Annotated in this window: 18 protein-coding genes; 10 read left to right on the top strand and 8 right to left on the bottom strand. The window is 68.9% G+C overall.

The window, feature by feature from the left end; translation table 11 throughout:
* Nucleotides 1-10: 10 nt before the first annotated feature.
* The 4 genes from ABZV38_RS12090 to ABZV38_RS12075 all read right to left on the bottom strand — a co-directional run bounded on the left by ABZV38_RS12090 (nucleotide 11) and on the right by ABZV38_RS12075 (nucleotide 3339).
* Nucleotides 11-922, bottom strand: coding sequence for an amino acid ABC transporter permease (locus ABZV38_RS12090; protein ID WP_356326680.1), 912 nt, complete (start codon nucleotides 920-922; stop codon nucleotides 11-13).
* Nucleotides 919-1584 (bottom strand): amino acid ABC transporter permease, encoded by a 666-nt coding sequence (locus ABZV38_RS12085; protein WP_313939522.1) that lies wholly within the window; start codon nucleotides 1582-1584, stop codon nucleotides 919-921. Before ABZV38_RS12085 ends, ABZV38_RS12090 begins: the two co-directional genes overlap by 4 nt.
* Nucleotides 1585-1659: 75 nt before the next feature.
* Complete coding sequence (locus ABZV38_RS12080; RefSeq protein WP_326606093.1) at nucleotides 1660-2502, bottom strand: glutamate ABC transporter substrate-binding protein; 843 nt, start codon at nucleotides 2500-2502, stop codon at nucleotides 1660-1662.
* A 51-nt stretch (nucleotides 2503-2553) separates the two neighbouring features.
* Nucleotides 2554-3339, bottom strand: a complete 786-nt coding sequence (locus tag ABZV38_RS12075) for an amino acid ABC transporter ATP-binding protein (RefSeq protein WP_356326679.1) — start codon at nucleotides 3337-3339, stop codon at nucleotides 2554-2556.
* A 349-nt stretch (nucleotides 3340-3688) separates the two neighbouring features.
* Here ABZV38_RS12075 and ABZV38_RS12070 point away from each other — a divergent pair, with 349 nt between their 5' ends.
* Both ABZV38_RS12070 and ABZV38_RS12065 read left to right on the top strand, forming a co-directional pair.
* Nucleotides 3689-4381 carry a response regulator transcription factor gene (locus ABZV38_RS12070; protein ID WP_356326678.1) on the top strand — a complete coding sequence of 231 codons (693 nt, stop codon included), beginning with the start codon at nucleotides 3689-3691 and terminating at the stop codon, nucleotides 4379-4381.
* Nucleotides 4382-4396: 15 nt separating this feature from the next.
* Nucleotides 4397-5791 (top strand): HAMP domain-containing sensor histidine kinase, encoded by a 1395-nt coding sequence (locus ABZV38_RS12065; RefSeq protein ID WP_356326677.1) that lies wholly within the window; start codon nucleotides 4397-4399, stop codon nucleotides 5789-5791.
* 123 nt (nucleotides 5792-5914) lie between these two features.
* Here ABZV38_RS12065 and ABZV38_RS12060 read toward each other — a convergent pair whose 3' ends face one another.
* Complete coding sequence (locus ABZV38_RS12060; RefSeq protein WP_356326676.1) at nucleotides 5915-6913, bottom strand: TAXI family TRAP transporter solute-binding subunit; 999 nt, start codon at nucleotides 6911-6913, stop codon at nucleotides 5915-5917.
* A gap of 98 nt (nucleotides 6914-7011) precedes the next feature.
* Between ABZV38_RS12060 and miaB the strand changes: the two genes are divergently transcribed.
* Together miaB and ABZV38_RS12050 are read left to right on the top strand one after the other, a co-directional pair.
* Nucleotides 7012-8514 (top strand): tRNA (N6-isopentenyl adenosine(37)-C2)-methylthiotransferase MiaB, encoded by a 1503-nt coding sequence (gene miaB, locus ABZV38_RS12055; protein ID WP_356326675.1) that lies wholly within the window; start codon nucleotides 7012-7014, stop codon nucleotides 8512-8514.
* A gap of 99 nt (nucleotides 8515-8613) precedes the next feature.
* Entirely contained in the window at nucleotides 8614-9333 is a 720-nt protein-coding gene (locus ABZV38_RS12050; protein ID WP_356326674.1) for a class III extradiol dioxygenase subunit B-like domain-containing protein, read from the top strand.
* Between the two features lie 97 nt (nucleotides 9334-9430).
* On the opposite strand, the gene ABZV38_RS12045 is transcribed toward ABZV38_RS12050, so the two are convergent.
* Nucleotides 9431-9658: an antitoxin gene (locus tag ABZV38_RS12045; protein ID WP_356326673.1), complete on the bottom strand. Its 228-nt coding sequence runs from the start codon at nucleotides 9656-9658 to the stop codon at nucleotides 9431-9433.
* A gap of 311 nt (nucleotides 9659-9969) precedes the next feature.
* Here ABZV38_RS12045 and miaA point away from each other — a divergent pair, with 311 nt between their 5' ends.
* The 6 genes from miaA to hflX all read left to right on the top strand — a co-directional run bounded on the left by miaA (nucleotide 9970) and on the right by hflX (nucleotide 17964).
* Complete coding sequence (gene miaA / locus ABZV38_RS12040; RefSeq protein ID WP_356326672.1) at nucleotides 9970-10908, top strand: tRNA (adenosine(37)-N6)-dimethylallyltransferase MiaA; 939 nt, start codon at nucleotides 9970-9972, stop codon at nucleotides 10906-10908.
* Between the two features lie 107 nt (nucleotides 10909-11015).
* On the top strand, nucleotides 11016-11453 hold the full coding sequence (locus ABZV38_RS12035) for a hypothetical protein (protein WP_356326711.1): 438 nt from the start codon (nucleotides 11016-11018) through the stop codon (nucleotides 11451-11453).
* A 114-nt stretch (nucleotides 11454-11567) separates the two neighbouring features.
* A complete protein-coding gene (gene dapF, locus ABZV38_RS12030) occupies nucleotides 11568-12440 on the top strand; it encodes a diaminopimelate epimerase (protein WP_356326670.1) in 873 nt (290 codons plus the stop codon).
* A 142-nt stretch (nucleotides 12441-12582) separates the two neighbouring features.
* Complete coding sequence (locus ABZV38_RS12025) at nucleotides 12583-14748, top strand: HD domain-containing protein (RefSeq protein ID WP_356326669.1); 2166 nt, start codon at nucleotides 12583-12585, stop codon at nucleotides 14746-14748.
* Between the two features lie 102 nt (nucleotides 14749-14850).
* Nucleotides 14851-16299 (top strand): M1 family metallopeptidase, encoded by a 1449-nt coding sequence (locus ABZV38_RS12020; protein WP_356326668.1) that lies wholly within the window; start codon nucleotides 14851-14853, stop codon nucleotides 16297-16299.
* A 144-nt stretch (nucleotides 16300-16443) separates the two neighbouring features.
* On the top strand, nucleotides 16444-17964 hold the full coding sequence (gene hflX, locus ABZV38_RS12015) for a GTPase HflX (protein WP_356326667.1): 1521 nt from the start codon (nucleotides 16444-16446) through the stop codon (nucleotides 17962-17964).
* A gap of 78 nt (nucleotides 17965-18042) precedes the next feature.
* Here hflX and ABZV38_RS12010 read toward each other — a convergent pair whose 3' ends face one another.
* Entirely contained in the window at nucleotides 18043-19215 is a 1173-nt protein-coding gene (locus tag ABZV38_RS12010) for a hypothetical protein (RefSeq protein ID WP_356326666.1), read from the bottom strand.
* 260 nt (nucleotides 19216-19475) lie between these two features.
* Nucleotides 19476-20699 carry a hypothetical protein gene (locus ABZV38_RS12005; RefSeq protein ID WP_356326665.1) on the bottom strand — a complete coding sequence of 408 codons (1224 nt, stop codon included), beginning with the start codon at nucleotides 20697-20699 and terminating at the stop codon, nucleotides 19476-19478.
* Nucleotides 20700-20756: the final 57 nt, after the last annotated feature.

Below are 20756 nucleotides of genomic sequence, written 5' to 3'. Positions count from 1 at the left end.
CGACGAACCGTCAGACGGCGCGTCCGTCATCGACGATGAGCGTCGGCGCACCGATGGTCTCCAGACCGCCGGCGGTTCCGGCACCGACCACGGCGCCCGTGCTCTTCTTCCTGCGCCGCAGCCGGCCCTCCAGCCAGCTCGCGAACGAGGTGAGCGCGAAGTTCACCACGATGTAGATCAGAGCGACGATCGTGAAGCACGCGATGGTGTTCGCGCCGTAGTTCGCAGCCATGGGGCGGACCGACGCCAGCAGTTCGGGGAAGCTCAGCACCGCGCCACCGAGGGCGGTGTCCTTCACGATGACGACGAGCTGGCTGACGATCGCGGGCAGCATGGCCGTCACGGACTGCGGCAGCAGCACGTACAGCATGGTCTGGCCCTTGCGCATACCGATCGCCTTGGCCGCGTCCGTCTGTCCGCTGGGGAGAGACTGGATTCCGGCCCGTACGATCTCGGCGAGCACCGAGGCGTTGTAGAGCACGAGACCCGTGACCACGGCGTACAGGAGGCGGGATTCGCTGCTGATGGTCGTGTACTCGGAGTACGCCGCGTTCGCGGTGATCATCAGGAGCAGCACCGGGATGGCGCGGAAGAATTCCACGACGACGCCGGCCGGCATCCGCACCCATCGGTGGTCCGAGAGCCTGCCGATCCCGAACAGGGCGCCGAGCGGCAAGGCGATGATGAGGGCGAAGAACGCCGCCTTGAGCGTGTTCTGGAGGCCTGGCCAGATGTACGTCTCCCAGGGCAGGGAGCTGGTGAAGAACGGCTTCCACTTGATCCAGTCGAGCTGGTGCTTGGAGGCCAGGCTGTCGTACACCCACCACAGGGCGGCAGCGGCGACGACCAGGAACAGGACCGTGTACAGGATGTTGCGCTGCTTGGCGCGCGGCCCCTGGGCGTCGTAGAGGACGGAAGTCATCGCTTCACCGCCACCTTCTTGCTCACCCAGCCGAGGATCAGGCCGGTCGGGAGGGTCAGAACGATGAAGCCGAACGCGAAGACGGCAGCGATCAGGATCAGCTGCGCCTCGGCCTCGATCATGCCCTTCATCAGGTATGCGGCTTCGGCTACGCCGATCGCGGCGGCGACCGTGGTGTTCTTCGTCAGCGCGATCAGCACATTGGCCAGCGGGTTGACGACCGAGCGGAAGGCCTGCGGGAGGACGATCAGGCGCAGTACCTGCGTGAAGCTCAGGCCGAGCGCACGCGCCGCCTCCGCCTGGCCGACCGGCACGGTGTTGATGCCCGAACGCAGCGCCTCACAGACGAAGGCCGAGGTGTAGGCGATCAGCGCGAGGACCGCGAGCCGGAAGTTGATGTCCGTGAAATCGCTGGCCCCGAGCTTGATGTCGAGCGTCTGGAAGAGACCCAGCGACGAGAAGACGATGACGACGGTCAGAGGAATGTTCCGGACGACATTCACGTAGGCGGTGGCGAAACCGCGCATCAAGGGGACCGGGCCGACCTTCATGCCGGCCAGCAGCGTTCCCCATATGAGGGAGCCGAGAGCGGAGTAGACGGTGAGCTGCACCGTCACCCAGAAGGCTCCCAACAGGTCGTAACCTTCAAGAAAGTCGAACACGATCTCCCGCGCTTCCGCGTGTAGGAGGGCATGGCGCGCCGCCGTTCACGGACGGCGCGCCGGGTCAGCCCTGCTTCACTTGACGATGTTGCCGATCTTCGGGGCCTGCTCGTTCTTGTAGTTCGCCGGACCGAAGTTGGCCTTCACGGCCTTGTCCCAGGAACCGTCCGAGACCATCTTGGTGAGCGCGTCGTCGATCTTCTTCTTGAGGTCGGCGTCGCCCTTCTTCAGGCCGATGCCGTAGTTCTCGTTGCTCATCTTGAAGCCGGCCAGCTTGAACTTCCCCTGGAAGTCCTTCTGCGAGGCGAAACCGGCCAGGATGCTGTCGTCCGTGGTCAGCGCGTCGACAACCTTGTTCTCCAGGCCGGTGAGGCACTCGGAGTAGCCGCCGTACTCCTGCAGCTGGGCCTTGGGCGCCAGCTTCTCCTTGACGTTCTGGGCCGAGGTCGAGCCGGTCACCGAGCACAGCTTCTTGCTGTTCAGGTCGGCCGGGGACTTGATCGAGTCGTCGTCGGCGCGGACGAGGATGTCCTGGTGCGCCAGCAGGTACGGGCCCGCGAAGTCGACCTTCTGCAGACGCTCGTCGTTGATCGAGTAGGAGGCGGCGATGAACTTGACGTCACCGCGCTCGATCGCCGTTTCGCGGTCGGCGCTCTTGGTCTCCTTGAAGGTGATGTCCTTGGCGTCGTAGCCGAGTTCCTTGGCGATGTACGTGGCGACATCGACGTCGAAACCGGTGAACTTGCCGTCAGGCGTCTTCAGACCGATACCGGGCTGGTCGATCTTGATGCCGATCGTGATCTTCTTGCCGCCGCCCGCCGAGTCGCCGCCCTCGTCGTCGGAGGAGCCACAGGCGGTGGCGGTGAGAGCGAGCGCGAGCACGGCGGCCGATGCGGCGGTGACCTTACGAAGCTGCATGGTGAACTTCCCTAGAGTTGACGCGATGTGAGTGAACAGCTGATCCGGAAATCAGTGGTGAAGGATCTTCGACAGGAAGTCCTTGGCCCGGTCACTGCGCGGGTTGCTGAAGAACTGGTCGGGCGTTGCCTCTTCGACGATCTTCCCGTCCGCCATGAAGACGACTCGATTGGCCGCCGAGCGTGCGAAGCCCATTTCGTGGGTGACGACGACCATGGTCATGCCGTCCCGGGCGAGCTGCTGCATGACCTCCAGCACCTCGTTGATCATCTCCGGGTCGAGGGCGGAGGTCGGCTCGTCGAAGAGCATGACCTTGGGGTTCATCGCCAACGCCCGTGCGATGGCAACGCGTTGCTGCTGGCCGCCGGAGAGCTGGGCGGGGTACTTGTCGGCCTGCGTCGCCACGCCCACCCGGTTGAGCAGCGAACGAGCCTCGTCCTCGGCAGCCTTCTTGTCCGCCTTGCGGACCTTGAGCTGACCCAGCATCACGTTCTCGAGCACCGTCTTGTGCGCGAAGAGATTGAACGACTGGAAGACCATGCCGACATCGGCACGCAGCCTGGCCAGCTCCTTGCCCTCCTCGGGCAGCGGCTTGCCGTCGATCGAGATCGCGCCCGAGTCGATCGTCTCCAAGCGGTTGATCGTGCGGCACAGCGTGGACTTCCCGGACCCGGAAGGTCCGATGACGACCACGACCTCGCCCCGGGCGATGGTCAGGTCGATGTCCTGGAGCACATGCAGCGCGCCGAAGTGCTTGTTGACGTTGCTCAGTACGACAAGGTCGTTCGCCGCAGGTACGGCATCCTCGGCGGCCTTGGTCACTGAAACTCCGCTCATCGGCTTCTTGCTCCGTCCTCCTCGGTTGGGAAGGACCCTAATGACGCAGTGCGACCACCGTCATTACATCTGAGCGGAAATTGAGCATAACGATCCGGCGGCAACCGGACACACCGCGTGAACGGGACGGTGCAAGACGTAGCGGGGGCGTACCGGGTGCATAACGGAAACCTCGATGTAATGGGCGGGCTCTTGACTGACGTACCGGTCATCGGCGTGGATGCCCTGATAGCCCATGACGTAAAACACCCCGGTACGGGGAAGTACCGGGAAGTATGGACCAGCGCACGGAAGCGCTTGAAGACGGCGCCGCGGGAAAGAGACCGCACCGCGGAGAGGAAGGGGGGCCATGAGACTGCTGCTCGTCGAGGACGACAACCATGTGGCGGCCGCCCTGTCCGCGGTGCTCGCCCGGCACGGCTTCCAGGTTGTGCACGCCCGCAGTGGCGAGGAGGCCCTGAAGGCCCTTCTGCCCGCGGACACGGAACCCTTCGGGGTTGTGCTCCTCGACCTCGGACTGCCCGACCAGGACGGTTACGAGGTGTGCGGGAAGATCCGCAAACGCACCTCCACGCCGGTGATCATGGTGACCGCGCGGGCCGATGTCCGGTCGCGGATCCACGGCCTCAACCTCGGTGCGGACGACTACGTCGTCAAGCCGTACGACACCGGTGAGCTCCTCGCCCGCATCCACGCGGTCAGCAGGCGCAAGTCGGTCGGCGAGGACACGGTGCCGACGCCCGTCGCCGCCCTGCGCCTCGGCCATGTCCACATCGAACTCCCGACCCGCCGGGTCAGCGTCGACGGCGCCGAAGTCCAGCTCACCCGCAAGGAGTTCGACCTGCTCGCGCTGCTCGCCCAGCGCCCGGGTGTGGTGTTCCGCCGGGAGCAGATCATCAGCGAGGTGTGGCGTACCAGCTGGGAGGGAACGGGGCGCACGCTCGAAGTGCATGTCGCGTCCCTGCGTTCCAAACTGCGGCTGCCCGCACTCATCGAGACCGTGCGCGGGGTCGGCTACCGCCTCGTCGCCCCGTCCGCGTAAGGGCGTACGTCCCAGGTGCGTACCCGTCTCCTCCCCCTGCTCATCATCCTCATGGCGGGCGTGCTGCTCGCCCTCGGCTTCCCGCTGGCCGTCAGCGTGGCCGCCGCCCAGCAGCAGCGCGTCGTGATCGACCGCATCGACGACACGGCGCGCTTCGCCGCGCTGGCCCAGTTCGTCGCGGAACAGACCAGCGGCACCGACGAACGGCGTCGCACGCTCCAGGACGAACTCGAGACGTACGACTCGGTGTACGGGATCCGGGCCGGCGTCTTCTACCGCGACCGCAGCGCCATGGCGGTGGCTCCCGCAACCTGGCGGCTCCCGGTCGAGGGGGAGGGACGCGAGGCGTTCAGCGAGGCGCTCCTCGGGCGCCGCAGCCACGATCCGCCACAGGTCTGGCCCTGGCAGCGCGGCCGGGTCGTCGTCGCCTCGCCCGTCGTGCGGGACGGCGATGTGGTCGCCGTCGTGGTTCTGGACTCGCCCACCAGTGAAATGCGCTCCCGGACGATGCGCGGCTGGCTGCTGATCGCGGTCGGCGAAGTGGTCGCGATGCTGGTGGCCGTCGGCGCCGCGATACGGCTCACCGGCTGGGTCCTGCTGCCCGTGCAGACCCTGGACGCGGCGGCGCACGACATCGCCAGCGGCCGGATGAGATCCCGGGTGGTGGCCTCCGAAGGACCGCCGGAACTCAGGCGCCTGGCCCGGTCGTTCAACGAGATGGCGGACAACGTCGAAGAAGTGCTGGAGCAGCAGCGCGCCTTCGTCGCCGACGCCTCGCATCAGCTGCGCAACCCCCTCGCCGCGCTGCTGCTGCGCATCGAGCTCCTCGCACTCGAACTCCCTGAAGGGAACGAGGAGATCGCCTCCGTCCGCACGGAGGGCAAGCGCCTCGGTCAGGTTCTGGACGACCTGCTGGACCTGGCGCTGGCCGAGCATGCCGCGGCCGATCTCCAGCTCACCGACATCGGCGCGCTCACCGCCGAACGGGTCGCCTCGTGGCGTCCGTTCGCGGAGGAGAACGGTGTACGACTGACAGCGGACGGGGCATCCGCCGTGACCGCCTGGGCGGACCCCATCGCGCTGTCGAGCGCCCTCGACGCCGTCATCGACAACGCGTGCAAGTTCACCCCCGCCGGTGGGGAGGTCCGTGTGACGGTCGCCTCCGGGCGGGACGACGTCACGGTGGTCGTCGCCGACCGCGGGCCGGGGCTGACCGACCGGGAGCTGGAACGGATCGGTGACCGCTTCTGGCGCAGTACCCGGCATCAGAACGTGCGCGGATCCGGCCTCGGGCTCTCCATCTCGCGCGCCCTGCTGGCGGCGGGCGGCGGTTCCCTCACGTATGCACAGCACGAGCCGCACGGACTGCGGGTGACGGTGACGGTCCCACGCAACGGCCCGCACGGCTGACGGCGCGCGCGGTACCGGCGCCGGGGCCCGCCTCGCTGCGGCCGGGCGAAGGGCGCGGGGGCGCCACCTCCGTACTGAGGGGCTCGACCGGGCCGAGGCGCGCGGGACACCGCCCCCCGTACGTCAGGGTTTGACCGAGCGGTAGTAGCGCCTCGCCCCGTCGTGCAGCTGCAGCGGATTCGTGTAGATCGCCGTCCGCAGGTCCACCAGCTGCGCCGCGTGCACCTCGCGTCCGATGCTGTCCCGGCTGTCGATCACGGTCCGGGTGAACGCCTCGGTCATCGCCGCATCCGTGCGGTCCGTGGTGACCAGCACATTGGCGACCGCCACCGTCGGCACGGCCTGTCCCTGCTGCGCATTGCGGTAGGCGTCGGCGGGCATCACGGCCGAGCGGTAGTAGCGGGTCGTCCCGCCTGGCGCCTGAAGCTGCTTGACCAGCGGGTCCTCCAACGGCACCAGCCTGATCGCGAACCGGTCCGACAGCTCCTGCACCGCAGTGGTCGGCAGGCCGCCGGACCAGAAGAACGCGTCGAGCAGGCCGTTCTCCAGCCGCTTCGGCATCGTGTCGATACCGGCCGGAACCGGAGTGATGTCATGCGCCGGATCAAGACCGGCAGCCGTCATCAGACGGTCGGCGACCAGCCGCACGCCTGAACCCGGCTGCCCCACCCCGACCTGCTTGCCCATGAGATCCGAGACCTGCTGCACGTCGGAGTCCCGGGGCACGACCAGCTGGATGTAGTCGTCGTACAGCCGCACACAGCCACGGAGCCGTTCGGCCCCCGGCTTGTTGTCCCGCAGATACGTGGCCAGGGCGTCCGCCGTGGCGATGGTGAAGTCGGCCTTCCCCGTCGCCACCCGCTCGATGTTCTGCTGGGAGCCCTCCGAGGTCTGCAGTCGTATCGAGACCTCTGGCATGTCCTTGGCGAGCGCCCCTCTGAGCCGCTCGCCGTAGCGCTGGTAGACCCCGCTGCGCACCCCGGTGCTGAAGGTCAGCGACCCGCTCGGGGTGGGCTCCCCGAGCGGCAGCACCCACCACAGCAACAGCCCGAGAACGACGACAAGGGCGGCGCCCCCCTGGAGGGCTCGCCGCCGGCCGGTACGGGACAGTGCATGGAGCATGGCGCGATCCTGCCAGGTCACTGAGTGCGATGGCCAGGGCCGAGCCTGTGGAAGGGGGCGGCGGGAGGGTCGTGCGACCTCGTACCCTGGTGGACGAGATGAGCGAGGTAGAGGGTTTGAAAACGTACGAGGTGCGCACCTACGGGTGCCAGATGAACGTCCACGACTCCGAGCGGCTGTCGGGGCTGCTGGAGGGTGCTGGTTACGTACGTGCGCCCGAGGGCGCCGACGGTGATGCCGATGTCGTCGTCTTCAACACCTGCGCGGTGCGGGAGAACGCCGACAACAAGCTGTACGGCAATCTCGGCCGGCTCGCCCCGATGAAGACGAAGCGGCCCGGGATGCAGATCGCGGTCGGCGGCTGTCTTGCGCAGAAGGACCGCGACACGATCGTGCGGAAGGCGCCGTGGGTCGACGTCGTCTTCGGCACACACAACATCGGCAAGCTGCCGGTGCTCCTGGAGCGCGCCCGTATCCAGGAGGAGGCGCAGATCGAGATCGCCGAATCCCTGGAGGCGTTCCCCTCCACCCTCCCCACCCGCCGCGAGTCCGCCTATGCGGCGTGGGTCTCCATCTCCGTCGGCTGCAACAACACCTGCACCTTCTGCATCGTTCCGGCGCTGCGCGGCAAGGAGAAGGACCGCCGCACCGGCGACATCCTGGCCGAGATCGAGGCGCTGGTCGCCGAGGGTGTCTCCGAGATCACCCTGCTCGGACAGAACGTGAACGCGTACGGCTCCGACATCGGGGACCGCGAGGCCTTCTCCAAGCTGCTGCGGGCCTGCGGGACGATCGAGGGCCTGGAGCGGGTCCGCTTCACCTCGCCGCACCCCCGCGACTTCACGGACGACGTGATCGCGGCGATGGCCGAGACGCCGAATGTGATGCCGCAGCTGCACATGCCGATGCAGTCGGGTTCGGACACGATCCTGAAGGCGATGCGGCGCTCGTACCGGCAGGAGCGGTTCCTCGGCATCATCGAGAAGGTGCGCGCCGCGATGCCGGACGCCGCCATCTCCACCGACATCATCGTGGGCTTCCCCGGCGAGACCGAGGAGGACTTCGAGCAGACGATGCACGCGGTCCGCCTGGCACGCTTCGCGAACGCCTTCACCTTCCAGTACTCCAAGCGCCCCGGAACCCCGGCCGCCGAGATGGAGGGACAGATCCCGAAGGAGGTCGTCCAGGAGCGGTACATGCGCCTGTCCGCCCTCCAGGAGGAGATCTCCTGGGACGAGAACAAGAAGCAGGTCGGCCGGACCCTGGAGGTCATGGTCGCGGAGGGCGAGGGCCGTAAGGACGGCGCCACCCACCGGCTCTCCGGCCGCGCTCCCGACAACCGTCTGGTCCACTTCACCAAGCCGGACGAGGACGTGCGACCGGGCGATGTGGTGACGGTCGAGATCACCTACGCAGCCCCTCACCACCTGCTCGCCGAGGGCGCGCCGCTGAGCGTACGGCGCACTCGTTCCGGGGACGCCTGGGCGAAGCGCACCGCCGCCGAGGCCGCCAAGCCGGCCGGGGTGATGCTGGGGCTGCCCGGCATCGGCGCCCCGGCACCGCTGCCGGCCGCCTCGGCTCCCGGCTGCGGGTGCGACTGACCGCGCAGGCGACAACCCGCGGGCTGTAGGAGTTCGCGGGGGCAGGAACCCTCAGGCCGTACCACCAGGGGAAACAGCCGACGCAGTACGCTGCCCAGCATGCTTGTCGCCGCAGCTGTCTGCCCTTGTCCGCCCCTGCTGGTACCCGAGGTCGCCGCCGGTGCCGCGCCCGAGCTCGATGCCGCGAGGACCGCGTGCATCGACGCCCTGGGCGTGCTCGCCGCGTCCCGCCCCGACCTGCTGATCGTGATCGGGCCCGCGGATGTCGACGGACGCGGGCCGCACCCGGAGGGGACCCAGGGCTCCTTCAGGGGGTTCGGCGTCGATCTCGATGTACGGCTGGGGCTCGGGGGAGACCCCGGCGGTTCGGCAGAGCGTCCGCTGCCTCCGTCCCTCGCCGTCGGCGCGTGGCTGCTTTCCCGTGCGGACTGGGCGGACGCCCCGGTCGAGGGTCTCGGGGTGGGGGAGACGCTGGAAGCCGAGCGCTGTGCGAACGCCGGGCGGGAGCTGGCGGCCAGGGCCGGCCGGGTGGCCCTGCTGGTCATGGGCGACGGCAGCGCCTGCCGCACGCTCAAGGCGCCCGGCTATCTGGACGAGCGCGCCGTTTCGTTCGACACGGAGGTCTTCCAGGCACTCGGCGCCGCGGACCTTGCCACGCTGAGCGCGCTGGACGAGTCGCTGGCGTACGAGCTGAAGGTGGCGGGCCGGGCGCCCTGGCAGGTGCTGGCGGGCGCGGCGCAGGGGGCCGGCCTGAGCGGTCGACTGCTCTACGAGGACGCTCCGTACGGCGTGGGGTACATGGTCGCGACCTGGTCCTGAGGCAGCGTCACACGGGGCCGTGCCGGACGCCCGACGGCCGTGGAGCGATGCAGCTCCACGGACGTCGGACCCGTGACATCACGTAAGGGTGTCGAGGTCAGGGAGTCGGCGGCATACCGCCCTCGCTCTTGTGGGACAGCCTCTCGACCGCATCCTTGGCCTTTCGTGTGCCTGACTCGATCTTTTCGGTGTACTTGCCCTTGGTCTTCTGATCGACCGTCCGAGCAGCCTTGTCGAGTCCTTGGTCGATCTTGTCCCCGTGGTGCTGCGCGAAATCGCCGACCTTGTCCCTCGCCGGGCTCAGTTTGGCCTTCAGACTGTCCATGAGGCCCATCGGACACCTTCTCTGCTGGGGGACTGAGTGCGGGCGTCCTCTCCTGCCTCGTCAGTCGTTGCGATGGCGGCTGCGGCGTCCGCGGCCGCCGCCTCGACCGTCCTTGAGGACGACTGGCAAGACTGTGAAATAACGCCCATATCTACTCAATATTTTACTCGTGCGAGCGACATCCTGCGCTGGCCGGGCGCCCATTGCGCCACTTGGCGCCCTGGTGCGCGCCGGATCGGTGAACACCTCCGGCTTCGTGCCGTCATGCAGCCAGTTCGGGTAGGGGGTCGGAGGTTTGCGAGACTGGGGCGGTGAGAAGTCCATCCCCCGCACCGCGGGTCATCGCCGTCGTCGGTCCCACTGCAGCCGGAAAGTCTGACCTGGGCGTATTTCTTGCCCAGCAGCTCGGTGGCGAAGTGGTCAACGCCGACTCCATGCAGCTCTACCGGGGGATGGACATCGGCACCGCGAAGCTGACGCTCGCCGAGCGCGGATCCGTACCCCATCGGCTGCTGGACATCTGGGACGTCACCGAGACCGCCAGCGTCGCGCAGTACCAGCGGCTGGCCCGCCTCGAGATCGACCGGCTGCTCGCCGAGGGCCGCACCCCCGTCCTGGTCGGCGGCTCCGGGCTGTACGTGAAGGGCGCCATCGACGCCCTGGAGTTCCCCGGTACGGACCCCGGCGTACGCGCCGGGCTGGAGCAGGAACTGGCGGAGCACGGCTCCGGTGCACTGCACGACCGGCTCGCCGCTGCGGACCCCGAGGCGGGCCGGGCCATCCTGCCTAGCAACGGACGGCGCATCGTCCGGGCCCTCGAAGTCATCGAGATCACCGGCAAGCCGTTCACCGCCAATCTTCCGGGCGGCGAAGCGGTCTACGACGCCGTTCAGATCGGGGTCGACGTGGCCCGGCCGGAACTCGACGAACGCATCACCCTCCGGGTCGACCGGATGTGGGAGGCCGGGCTGGTGGACGAGGTGCGCGCCCTGGAGGCGCAGGGGCTGCGCGAAGGGCGCACCGCCTCCCGCGCGCTGGGCTATCAGCAGGTGCTCGCCGCGCTGGCACAGGAGTGCACCGAGGACGAGGCGCGCGCCGAGACGGTTCGCGCCACCAAACGCTTCGCGCGCCGTCAGGACTCCTGGTTCCGTCGCGACCCGCGTGTCCAGTGGCTGAATGGTGCCGCCGATCACCGCCGGGAACTCCCGCACGAGGCGCTGGCGTTGGTCGAACGAGCGGTTACAGCCTGATCACGTGATGGCATCGGGAAGCCCTGCCCGTCATTTCGGCGACCGGGAGCGTGCCATCATCGAGCATCGATCGACCAGTGGAGTCCGAGTTGGGAGGGCGCGTGGCGATGGAGGCCGGCCCTCGCGACACAGAACAAGACGCACCGGACACGCAGCACGAGGCGGGACGTCTGAGCCCTGACGGGCCCGACGAGCTCGAGGTGACCCCCGAGGTGGAGGTCGAGCTGCGGCCCGCGCGCCGTCTGCGGATCTGGCAGCTCGCCCCGATCGTCATGCTCGCGGCGGTCGGCTCGCTGATGTTCGCCTTCCCGCTCGCCTTCGAGTTCGGTGACGGAGGCGCGGTCGTTGCCATGCTGGGGCTGCTGATCAGCTGCTGCGCCGCCGGCTGGGGCATGATGGCCGCCCGCCGCGTCGGACACACCTGGCCGGGCCTGCCCGCCAGGGGCGCGGGCGAGCGCCCCGACTGGCGCGTGATCGCGCTGTACGTGGCCGTGAGCGCGGTGCTGGTCGCGCTGGCTGTGTGGCGCGTGGCGCGACTGCGCTGACGCGGAGCGCGGCGCGACCGACTCACATCCTGGCCCGTCTCGACCCCTGCCGTCCTGCCCGCCGACCGTGGCCCGCCTTCGCCCGCTGTCGGGGCGGCCTCGTACAGTTGCTCTGTGAGCACCTCGCAGATCGCCTTCCTCAAGGGCCACGGCACCGAGAACGACTTCGTGATCGTTCCCGACCCGGACGACGCCGTGGACCTGCCCGCATTCGTCGTCGCCCGGCTCTGCGACCGCCGGGCCGGTATCGGCGGTGACGGGCTGCTGCACGTCGTACGGTCCGCCGCGCACCCCGAGGCGCGGGCCATGGCGGGCGAGGCCGAGTGGTTCATGGACTACCGCAATGCCGACGGCTCCATCGCCGAGATGTGCGGCAACGGTGTGCGGGTCTTCGCCCACTATCTGCAGCGCGCCGGGCTCGTCGAGGAGGGCGACCTCGCCGTCGCGACCCGCGGCGGCGTGAAGAAGGTGCACATCGCCAAGGGTGGCGACATCACGGTCTCCATGGGGCGCGCCCTGCTCCCCGGCGCCGGCGTCACGGTCACGGTGGACGGCCGCAGCTGGGACGCCCGGAACGTCAACATGGGCAACCCCCACGCGGTCGCCTTCGTCGACGACCTGGCGCACGCCGGTGAGCTGCGTTCCGTGCCGCCGTTCACCCCCGCAGCCGTCTACCCCGAAGGCGTCAACATCGAGTTCGTCGTGGACCGCGGACCGCGCCATGTCGCGATGAGGGTCCACGAGCGCGGTTCCGGCGAGACCCGCTCCTGCGGCACCGGGGCCTGTGCCGTGGCCGTCGCCGCTGCCCGCAGGGACGGCGTTGACCCCGCGCGGACGGGCACCCCGGTCACGTACACGGTCGATCTGCCCGGCGGGACGCTGGTGATCACCGAGCAGCCGGACGGCGAGATCGAGATGACCGGGGCCGCTGTCATCGTCGCCGAGGGCATGATCGATCCGGCCTGGCTCGAAACGGTGACCGGCTGAAGCTTCGCTCGAATGGGTGATCCGTTTCACGCTGAGCGAGAGCCGGACTCCGCCACGTGGTGGGGTCGGTAGCATCAAGCACCGGCCCGGAGGCGCGTCCGCACCTCCCCACCGCCGGTCGACGTTTGCCGGAGGTGCCCCCATGAGCGCAGAGGCCACCAACCCAGGTGCTCCCATCCGCAGACGAGGCCGTCCCCGGATCGATCTTCGCAGGCTCGGCCGCGTCGCCCTGCTGGGACCCGTCTCCCGCGACCGGCTGCCCGATGCGATCGGCCATGTCGCCGAGGCCCACCGCGCCCATCATCCGAACGCCGACCTGACCATCCTGCACAAGGCCTACGTCCTGGCAGAGTCCTCCCACCGGGGGCAGATGCGCAAGAGCGGCGAGCCATACATCACGCACCCGCTCGCGGTCACGCTGATCCTCGCGGAACTCGGCGCGGAGACGACGACGCTGACCGCGTCCCTCCTCCATGACACCGTCGAGGACACCGAGGTAACCCTTGACCAGGTGCGGGAGCAGTTCGGCGAGGAGGTCTGCTACCTCGTCGACGGCGTCACCAAACTCGAAAAGGTCGACTATGGTACGGCGGCCGAGCCCGAGACCTTCCGCAAGATGCTCGTCGCCACCGGGGACGACGTCCGCGTGATGTCGATCAAGCTCGCCGACCGGCTGCACAACATGCGCACCCTCGGGGTGATGCGCCCCGAGAAACAGGTGAGGATCGCCAAGGTCACCCGCGATGTGCTGATCCCGCTCGCCGAACGGCTCGGGGTGCAGGCGCTCAAGACCGAGCTGGAGGACCTTGTCTTCGCGATCCTCCACCCCGAGGAGTACGAACACACCCGGGCACTGATCGCCGCAGCGTCACCAGGGTCGGCCGCCTCGGGTGAAGCGGGCGCCACCGCCACCGACGATCCTCTCTCCACCATCGCCGAGAACGTCAGAGCCGTACTGCGGGACGCCGGCATCTCCGCCGAAGTCGTCATCAGGCCACGGCATTACGTCTCCGTGCACCGCGTCCGGATCAAACGCGGCGAACTGCGCGGCACCGACTTCGGCCGCCTGCTGGTGCTTGTCGGCGATGACGCCGACTGCTACGCCGTCCTCGGTGAGCTCCACACCTGTTTCACCCCGGTCATTTCTGAGTTCAAGGACTTCATCGCGGCCCCCAAGTTCAACCTGTACCAGTCGCTGCACACCGCGGTCGTCGGCCCGGGCGGCGCGGTCGCCGAAGTCCTCATCCGTACGCATCAGATGCACAAGGTCGCCGAAGCGGGCGTCATCGCGCTCGGCAACCCCTACACCGCGGACGGCACCTCCGCGCCGCAGACGGCCGAACCGGCAGACGGCGAGCGTGCCGACCCGACCCGGCCCGGCTGGCTCTCCCGGCTCCTCGCATGGCAGCAGTCCGCCCCCGACCCGGACACCTTCTGGACCACACTCCGCGCCGACCTCGCCGAGGACCGGGAGATCACGGTCTTCCGTACCGACGGCGGCACGCTCGGCCTCCCCGCCGGCGCCAGTTGTGTCGACGCCGCCTACGCGCAGTACGGCGACGAGGCACACAGCTGTATCGGGGCCCGGGTCAACGGCCGGCTCGCCACGCTTTCCACCGTGCTCAGCGACGGAGACACCGTGCAGCTGCTGCTGGCCGAGGACGCGACGTCCGGTCCGTCACCCGACTGGCTCGATCACGCCCGTACCCCCGCCGCGCGTATCGCGATCACCGGCTGGCTCGGCGCCCACCCGCAGGACCCCCAGGGTTCCTACGGCAGCCGGCCCGCGGGTCGCAGGCCCGGACCGCAGCCCATGGCCTCCGCACCTTCGGGAAGGGAGCGGTCCGCCGGCCGTGCGGCGACCGTTGTTGTGGGCCGGCCGGACGCCACCGTACGTCTCGCGGGCTGCTGCACACCCGTACCGCCAGACGCTGTCACCGGATTCACCGTGCGCGGCGGCGCCGTCACCGTGCACCGGCAGGAGTGTCCCGCGGTGGCCCGGATGCAGGCCGCCGGCCGGACGCCCGTCGCGGTCGGCTGGGGCGACGCGGCGGCGTGCCGGGTCACCCTCGTCGCCGAGTCCTTCGGACGCCCGCGGCTGCTCGCCGATCTCACCGAGGCCATCGCGGCAGCGGACGCCGCGATCATCGCGGCCACCGTCGAACCACCCAGCGAGCAGCGCGTCCGGCACACCTACACCCTTCAGCTCCCGGACCCCGCCGGACTGCCCGCGCTGATGCGCGCGATGCGTGACGTGCCGGGGGTGTACGACGTGAGTCGTGCTCAGCACCCGGCCGCCGCCGTCTGACCCACCGCCTCGCAGCGCCCGGCCGCCGCGCCGACCCCTCGTTCGAGTGGCGCGGCGCGCGCCGCGCCGGAACCCGGCGGTCGTCGCTGGTAGCCGTAGTCCATGCCGCTCATCCCCCGCCGCCTGCGGGCCGCCCTGCTGGCCACTGCCTCAGCCACCCTCGTTGCCGCCACCTTGCCCGCACCCGTGCCGCTCGGCATCGGAGACGCACTTTTCCCGCACCTCGGCAACCCGGGCTACGACGTCCTGTCGTACGACATCGGGTTCACCTATCACGGCAACAACAAGCCCCTGGACGCCGTCACCACGATCGACGCGCGGACCACCGAGCCGCTGGACCGGATCAACCTCGACTTTGCCCGCGGCACCGTCCGTACGGTCGACATCAACGGTCTGCGGGCCGACTTCGCCGCCGCCGACGAGGATCTGGTCGTCGAGCCCCCCGGCAGGCTTCCGGCCGGAGTGCCGCTCCACATCACTGTCCGGCACACCAGTGACCCGAGCGGCGACCAGAGCAGCGGCGGCTGGCTGCGCACCTCCGACGGCCTCGCCATGGCCAACCAGGCCGACGCCGCGCACCGGGTCTTCCCCAGCAACGACCACCCGGCCGACAAGGCGTACTTCACCTTCCGGGTCACCGCACCCGAGGACCTGACGGTGGTCGCCAACGGACTGCCCGCAGGTAAGTCCCGGCACGGCTCTTCCACCACCTGGACGTACCGGACCGAACACCCCATGGCCACCGAGCTGGCCCAGGTCTCCATCGGACGCTCCACCGTCCTGCAGCGGACCGGGCCCCACAGACTGCCGGTCCGCGACGTGGTGCCGGCCGCCGATGCCAAGCGCCTCGAACGGTGGCTGAGGAAGACGCCGGGGCAGCTGGAATGGATGGAGCGGCAGGTCGGCCGTTACCCCTTCGAGACATACGGACTGCTGATCGCGGACACGGAGACCGGCTTCGAGCTGGAGACCCAGACGCTCACGCTCTTCGAACGGTCCGTGTTCACCGCCGGCTTCCCCGAGTGGTACGTCGACTCGATCATGGTGCACGAGCTGGCCCACCACTGGTTCGGCGACAGCGTCTCCCCGCAGACCTGGTCCGATCTCTGGCTCAACGAAGGACACGCCAGCTGGTACGAGGCCCGCTACGCCGAGGAGCACGCCAAGCAGCCGCTGGAACGCCGGATGCGCAACGCGTACACCAAGTCCGACAGCTGGCGCGCCGCCGGTGGCCCCCCCGCCCGCCCGGACGCCCCGGCGCCGGGCGAGAAGATCAGCATCTTCCGGCCGGCCGTGTACGACGGCAGCGCACTGGTCCTCTACGCGCTGCGTCAGGAGATCGGCGAGCCCGCCTTCGATCAGCTGGAACGCCGCTGGGTCAGGACCCATCGCGACTCCACCGCGAGCACGACCGACTTCGTCCGGCTTGCGTCGCAGATCGCAGGGCGCGATCTGACGGCGTTCTTCGACGGCTGGCTGTACGGGGAGAAGACCCCACCCATGCCGGGGCACCCGGACTGGCACAGCACACAGCCCGCCGGACAGGGGTAAACCCGGGTGACGGGCACAGCGGGGCCATGCCACTATCGACCGGTCGCCGCGGCGGCCGGACCGGAGATTCTCCCCAGCGGGAATCATCCAGGAAGGTCACACGTTGTGACTGATGTAACGGACTTCTATCGACGTAAGGATCCAATGACCTCCTCTTCCTCCCTTCCCCAGGACGCGCAGAATGCGCAGAGTGCCACGGAGAACGTCACCGAGAGCCTCACCGAAAGCCTTCGGGCCGACGCCCTGATGGAAGAGGACGTCGCCTGGAGCCACGAGATCGACGGAGAGCGGGACGGCGAGCAGCTCGACCGCTCCGAGCGCGCGGCGCTGCGGCGTGTGGCGGGCCTCTCCACCGAGCTCGAGGACGTCACCGAGGTCGAGTACCGTCAGCTGCGCCTGGAGCGTGTGGTGCTGGTCGGCGTCTGGACCTCGGGGACCGTGCAGGACGCGGAGAATTCGCTCGCGGAGCTTGCCGCGCTTGCGGAGACGGCGGGCGCCCAGGTGCTCGACGCCGTATTCCAGCGGCGGGACAAGCCCGACCCGGCCACGTACATCGGCTCCGGCAAGGCGCTGGAGCTCCGTGACATCGTCCTCGAAACAGGGGCCGACACCGTCGTCTGCGACGGAGAGCTCAGCCCCGGCCAGCTGATCCATCTCGAGGACGTCGTCAAGGTCAAGGTGGTCGACCGGACCGCCCTGATCCTCGACATCTTCGCCCAGCACGCCAAGTCCCGAGAGGGCAAGGCGCAGGTCTCGCTCGCACAGATGCAGTACATGCTGCCGCGACTGCGCGGTTGGGGGCAGTCGCTCTCCCGGCAGATGGGCGGCGCCGGTTCCAGCGGCGGTGGCGGCATGGCGACCCGCGGTCCCGGTGAGACGAAGATCGAGACGGACCGGCGTCGGATCCGCGAGAAGATGGCGAAGATGCGCCGGGAGATCGCGGAGATGAAGACCGGCCGCGATATCAAGCGTCAGGAGCGCAAGCGCAACAAGGTGCCCTCGGTCGCGATCGCCGGATACACCAACGCGGGCAAGTCGTCGTTGCTCAACCGGCTGACCGGCGCGGGCGTCCTCGTCGAGAATGCACTGTTCGCCACGCTGGACCCGACGGTCCGTCGCGCCGAGACGCCGAGCGGCCGGATCTACACCCTGGCCGACACGGTCGGGTTCGTACGGCATCTGCCGCACCACCTCGTCGAGGCGTTCCGCTCCACCATGGAGGAGGTCGGCGAATCCGACCTGATCCTGCATGTGGTGGACGGCTCCCACCCCGTGCCCGAGGAGCAGCTCGCCGCGGTGCGTGAAGTGATCCGCGACGTGGGTGCGCTGGACGTACGCGAGATCGTGGTGATCAACAAGGCTGATGCGGCCGACCCGCTGGTCCTGCAGCGGCTGCTGCGGATCGAGAAGTATGCCATCGCTGTCTCGGCGCGGACCGGTGCCGGTATGGAGGAGCTGCTCGCGCTCATCGATACCGAACTGCCGCGGCCGTCGGTCGAGATCGAGGCGCTCGTGCCGTACACCCACGGCGGACTTGTCTCCCGGGTGCACGCCGACGGCGAAGTGATCTCCGAGGAGCACACCTCGGAGGGCACGATGCTCAAGGCGCGGGTTCACGAGCAACTGGCCGCCGACCTCGCGACGTTCGCGCTCGCGGCGCACTGACAGCACGACATCGTACGGACCGAAGGCCCGCTCCCTCGTCACGAGGGAGCGGGCCTTCGGGCGTGAACGGCGCTCTTGCTACCGACCGGCGAACTTGTCGCTCATCATCGTGAAGGTCTCCTGCGCGCCCTGACCCAGGTGAGGTCCTGCGAGCCAACCAGAAGTCACCGGGCCGATGGAGGTGTTGGACACCAGGGCCAGCTTGCCGTCGGAGCCCTCGCTGAACCAGCCGCCGCCGGAGGAACCGCCTGTCATGGTGCAGCCGATGCGGTACATCGTGGGCGTGCTGGGGCTGACGGAAAGCCGGCCGGGACGGTCGACGCACTTGTGCATGATCAGACCGTCGTACGGGGCGGCGGCCGGGTAGCCCCAGGCGCCCATGGCGCTGATCTGCGAGACCTCGGGTGCGTCGAAGTTGACCGGCAGGGCGTTGCCCACGGTCTCCTCCAGGGATTTGTTGCCCTTCTCCGGCTTCACGTGCAGCACCGCGTAGTCGTACGGAGCACCCTCGCCGCCGGTGGGACCGCCCCGGGCGATCCACTCGCCGGAGGACGTGGCCCAGTCGGCCCAGAACCCGCCGTACGGGGCGATCTCCTCCGGCCGGGCGTTCTCCAGTGCGGCGGCGGACTTGCCCTTGTCGTTGTACGCGGGCACGAAGACGATGTTGCGGTACCAGCCGCCCTTGGCGCCGGCGTGGACACAGTGTCCGGCCGTCCACACCAGGTCGGACCTGCCCGGGTTCTTCGGATCCTTGACGACCGTGCCCGAGCAGACCATGGTGCCCTCGGGGGAGTCGAAGAACACCTTGCCGACCGGGGCCGCATGCTCGTGGTAGGGCAGGTCCTCGGGCTGGGCCTTGACCGGTGCGGGCTCCGGGTCGGTGACGCCCTGGTCCCCGGAGAAGTCACCGGCCGCCATCGTCTTCGCCGGGTCCTTGGCGGACTTCATCCGCTCGGGCTTCCAGAGCCCGTCGATCACCGGGTTGACGAAGTCCTTGGCCTCACGCAGCCACTTGTCCTTGTCCCAGTTCTGCCACTCGTCGTTCTTCCACTTCTCCGGGTCTACGCCGTGCTTCTTCAGCGTCTCGGCCAGATCGGCGGAGATGCCGCCGCTGCCGTCGTTACCACGGGCGGATTCGGTGGCGGCCGGCTTGTCGGCCGCCTTGTCCTCGCTCGGACCACAGGCTGTGGCCGACAGCGCGAGCGCGGCGACGAGGCCGGTCGCGGCGAGCAGCGGGCGTATGGATCGCATGGAAAGGGTTCCCCCTGAAATCTCTGAGAATTGCCATGAACGTGTCATGTGAAGGGGTGGTCGGGTCGGCGACCACCGAATGTGCGGGGACACCCTATGACGGTCCGCAGCACGGCTTTTGCCACCGGGGCACCGGGTGCGAGGGTCACCTGCGGGCCGGACGACCGCCCGGCGCGCAGGGGCCTCCGGTGGACTGTTTGTGCACCGGGGGCCCCTGAATAACTGTCACCCATGGATCAGCGGAAGGCAGTTCGCAGGGATCACTGCCCGGCGTACTTCCTGCTGACCGAGTCGTAGACGCCCTTCGCTTCCTTGCCGAGGCGCGGCCCGGCCAGCCAACCGGCCGTCACCGGGCCGATGGACGTGTTGGACACGAGGGCGGGCTTGCCGTCCTGGCCTGCCGCGACCCAGCCGCCACCGGAGGAACCGCCGGTCATGGTGCACCCGACGCGGTACATCGTCGGATCCTCCTTCGTCAGCGAGAGCCGGCCCGGCTTGTCCTTGCACTGCAGCAGCTTCTGGCCGTCGTACGGCGGAGCGGCCGGGAAGCCGGTTGCCGTCATGCTGTCGATCTTGGGAACGGCCGGTGCGTCGAAGTCGACCGGCAGCGCCGCACCGACTGTCTCCTCCAGCGACTTGCCGGTCGCCCCCTTCTCCGGTGCGACGTGCAGCACCGAGAAGTCGTACGGAGCGCCCTGACCGCCGGTCGGTCCGCCGTCGGCGATCCACTGGTCGGACGTCTGCGCCCACTGGCCCCACCACACGCCGTAGGGGGCGATCTGCTCCTTGGGCGCGTTCTGCAGCTCGGCGATCGACAGACCGCTGTTGTTGTAGGAGGGCACGAAGGCGATGTTGCGGTACCAGCCGCCCTTCTTGCCCGCGTGCACACAGTGCCCCGCTGTCCACACCATGTTGGACTTTCCGGGGTGCGCCGGGTCCTTCACCACGGTTGCGGAGCAGACCATGGAGCCCTCGGGGCCGTCGAAGAAGAGCTTCCCGGACTCCGCAGCGCTGTCGTGGTACGGAGTCTGCGCATTCGTGGCCCGCACCGGTGCCGGCGTCGGGTCCGTCACACCGGCGTCACCCGAGATGTCGTTGTCGACCGGCTGCTCAGGCGCCTTGTCGGCATCCCGCATGCGCTCCGGGTCCCAGAGGTCCTCGATGATCGGGTTGACGAAGTCCTTGGCCTCACGCAGCCACGTGTCCTTGTCCCAGTTCTTCCACTCGCCGTTCTTCCACTGGTCGAGGTCGATCCCGTGTTCCTTGAGCCGGTCCTTCAGGTCGTCCGGAATGGTGATCTTGTCGTCCGAGGACTGGCCGGCGGAACTGCTGGGCTCGGCACTCGCCTTCTCCTCGCTCGGCCCGCAGGCTGTGGCGGTGAGTGCGAGAACTGCGGTGACCGCGGCCACGGCAAGCAGAGAGGAGCGCGCGCGACGTGCGCTCGTCTCCTGACGTGCCGTGAGAACTGGTCGAATGAGTCGCATGTGGTGATCCCCCTGGGACTTCGTAACTCAACGCTTCTGTACTGCATTCGGATCAGT

Origin of the sequence: Streptomyces sp. NPDC005181 (assembly GCF_040608395.1) — a bacterium.
Taxonomy (GTDB): Bacteria; Actinomycetota; Actinomycetes; order Streptomycetales; family Streptomycetaceae; genus Streptomyces.
The sequence above is the reverse complement of the archived record's forward strand: the minus strand, read 5'-3'. Positions and strand labels throughout refer to the sequence as shown.

Coding starts and splice junctions, on each gene's coding strand:
- ABZV38_RS12005 (WP_356326665.1), bottom strand. CDS start 20,699: ATGCGACTCATTCGACCAGTTCTCACGGCACGTCAGGAGACGAGCGCA.
- ABZV38_RS12080 (WP_326606093.1), bottom strand. CDS start 2,502: ATGCAGCTTCGTAAGGTCACCGCCGCATCGGCCGCCGTGCTCGCGCTC.
- ABZV38_RS12020 (WP_356326668.1), top strand. CDS start 14,851: ATGCCGCTCATCCCCCGCCGCCTGCGGGCCGCCCTGCTGGCCACTGCC.
- ABZV38_RS12045 (WP_356326673.1), bottom strand. CDS start 9,658: ATGGACAGTCTGAAGGCCAAACTGAGCCCGGCGAGGGACAAGGTCGGC.
- ABZV38_RS12035 (WP_356326711.1), top strand. CDS start 11,016: ATGGAGGCCGGCCCTCGCGACACAGAACAAGACGCACCGGACACGCAG.
- ABZV38_RS12060 (WP_356326676.1), bottom strand. CDS start 6,913: ATGCTCCATGCACTGTCCCGTACCGGCCGGCGGCGAGCCCTCCAGGGG.
- ABZV38_RS12010 (WP_356326666.1), bottom strand. CDS start 19,215: ATGCGATCCATACGCCCGCTGCTCGCCGCGACCGGCCTCGTCGCCGCG.
- ABZV38_RS12070 (WP_356326678.1), top strand. CDS start 3,689: ATGAGACTGCTGCTCGTCGAGGACGACAACCATGTGGCGGCCGCCCTG.
- miaB (WP_356326675.1), top strand. CDS start 7,012: ATGAGCGAGGTAGAGGGTTTGAAAACGTACGAGGTGCGCACCTACGGG.
- ABZV38_RS12075 (WP_356326679.1), bottom strand. CDS start 3,339: ATGAGCGGAGTTTCAGTGACCAAGGCCGCCGAGGATGCCGTACCTGCG.
- ABZV38_RS12090 (WP_356326680.1), bottom strand. CDS start 922: ATGACTTCCGTCCTCTACGACGCCCAGGGGCCGCGCGCCAAGCAGCGC.
- ABZV38_RS12050 (WP_356326674.1), top strand. CDS start 8,614: ATGCTTGTCGCCGCAGCTGTCTGCCCTTGTCCGCCCCTGCTGGTACCC.
- hflX (WP_356326667.1), top strand. CDS start 16,444: ATGACCTCCTCTTCCTCCCTTCCCCAGGACGCGCAGAATGCGCAGAGT.
- ABZV38_RS12025 (WP_356326669.1), top strand. CDS start 12,583: ATGAGCGCAGAGGCCACCAACCCAGGTGCTCCCATCCGCAGACGAGGC.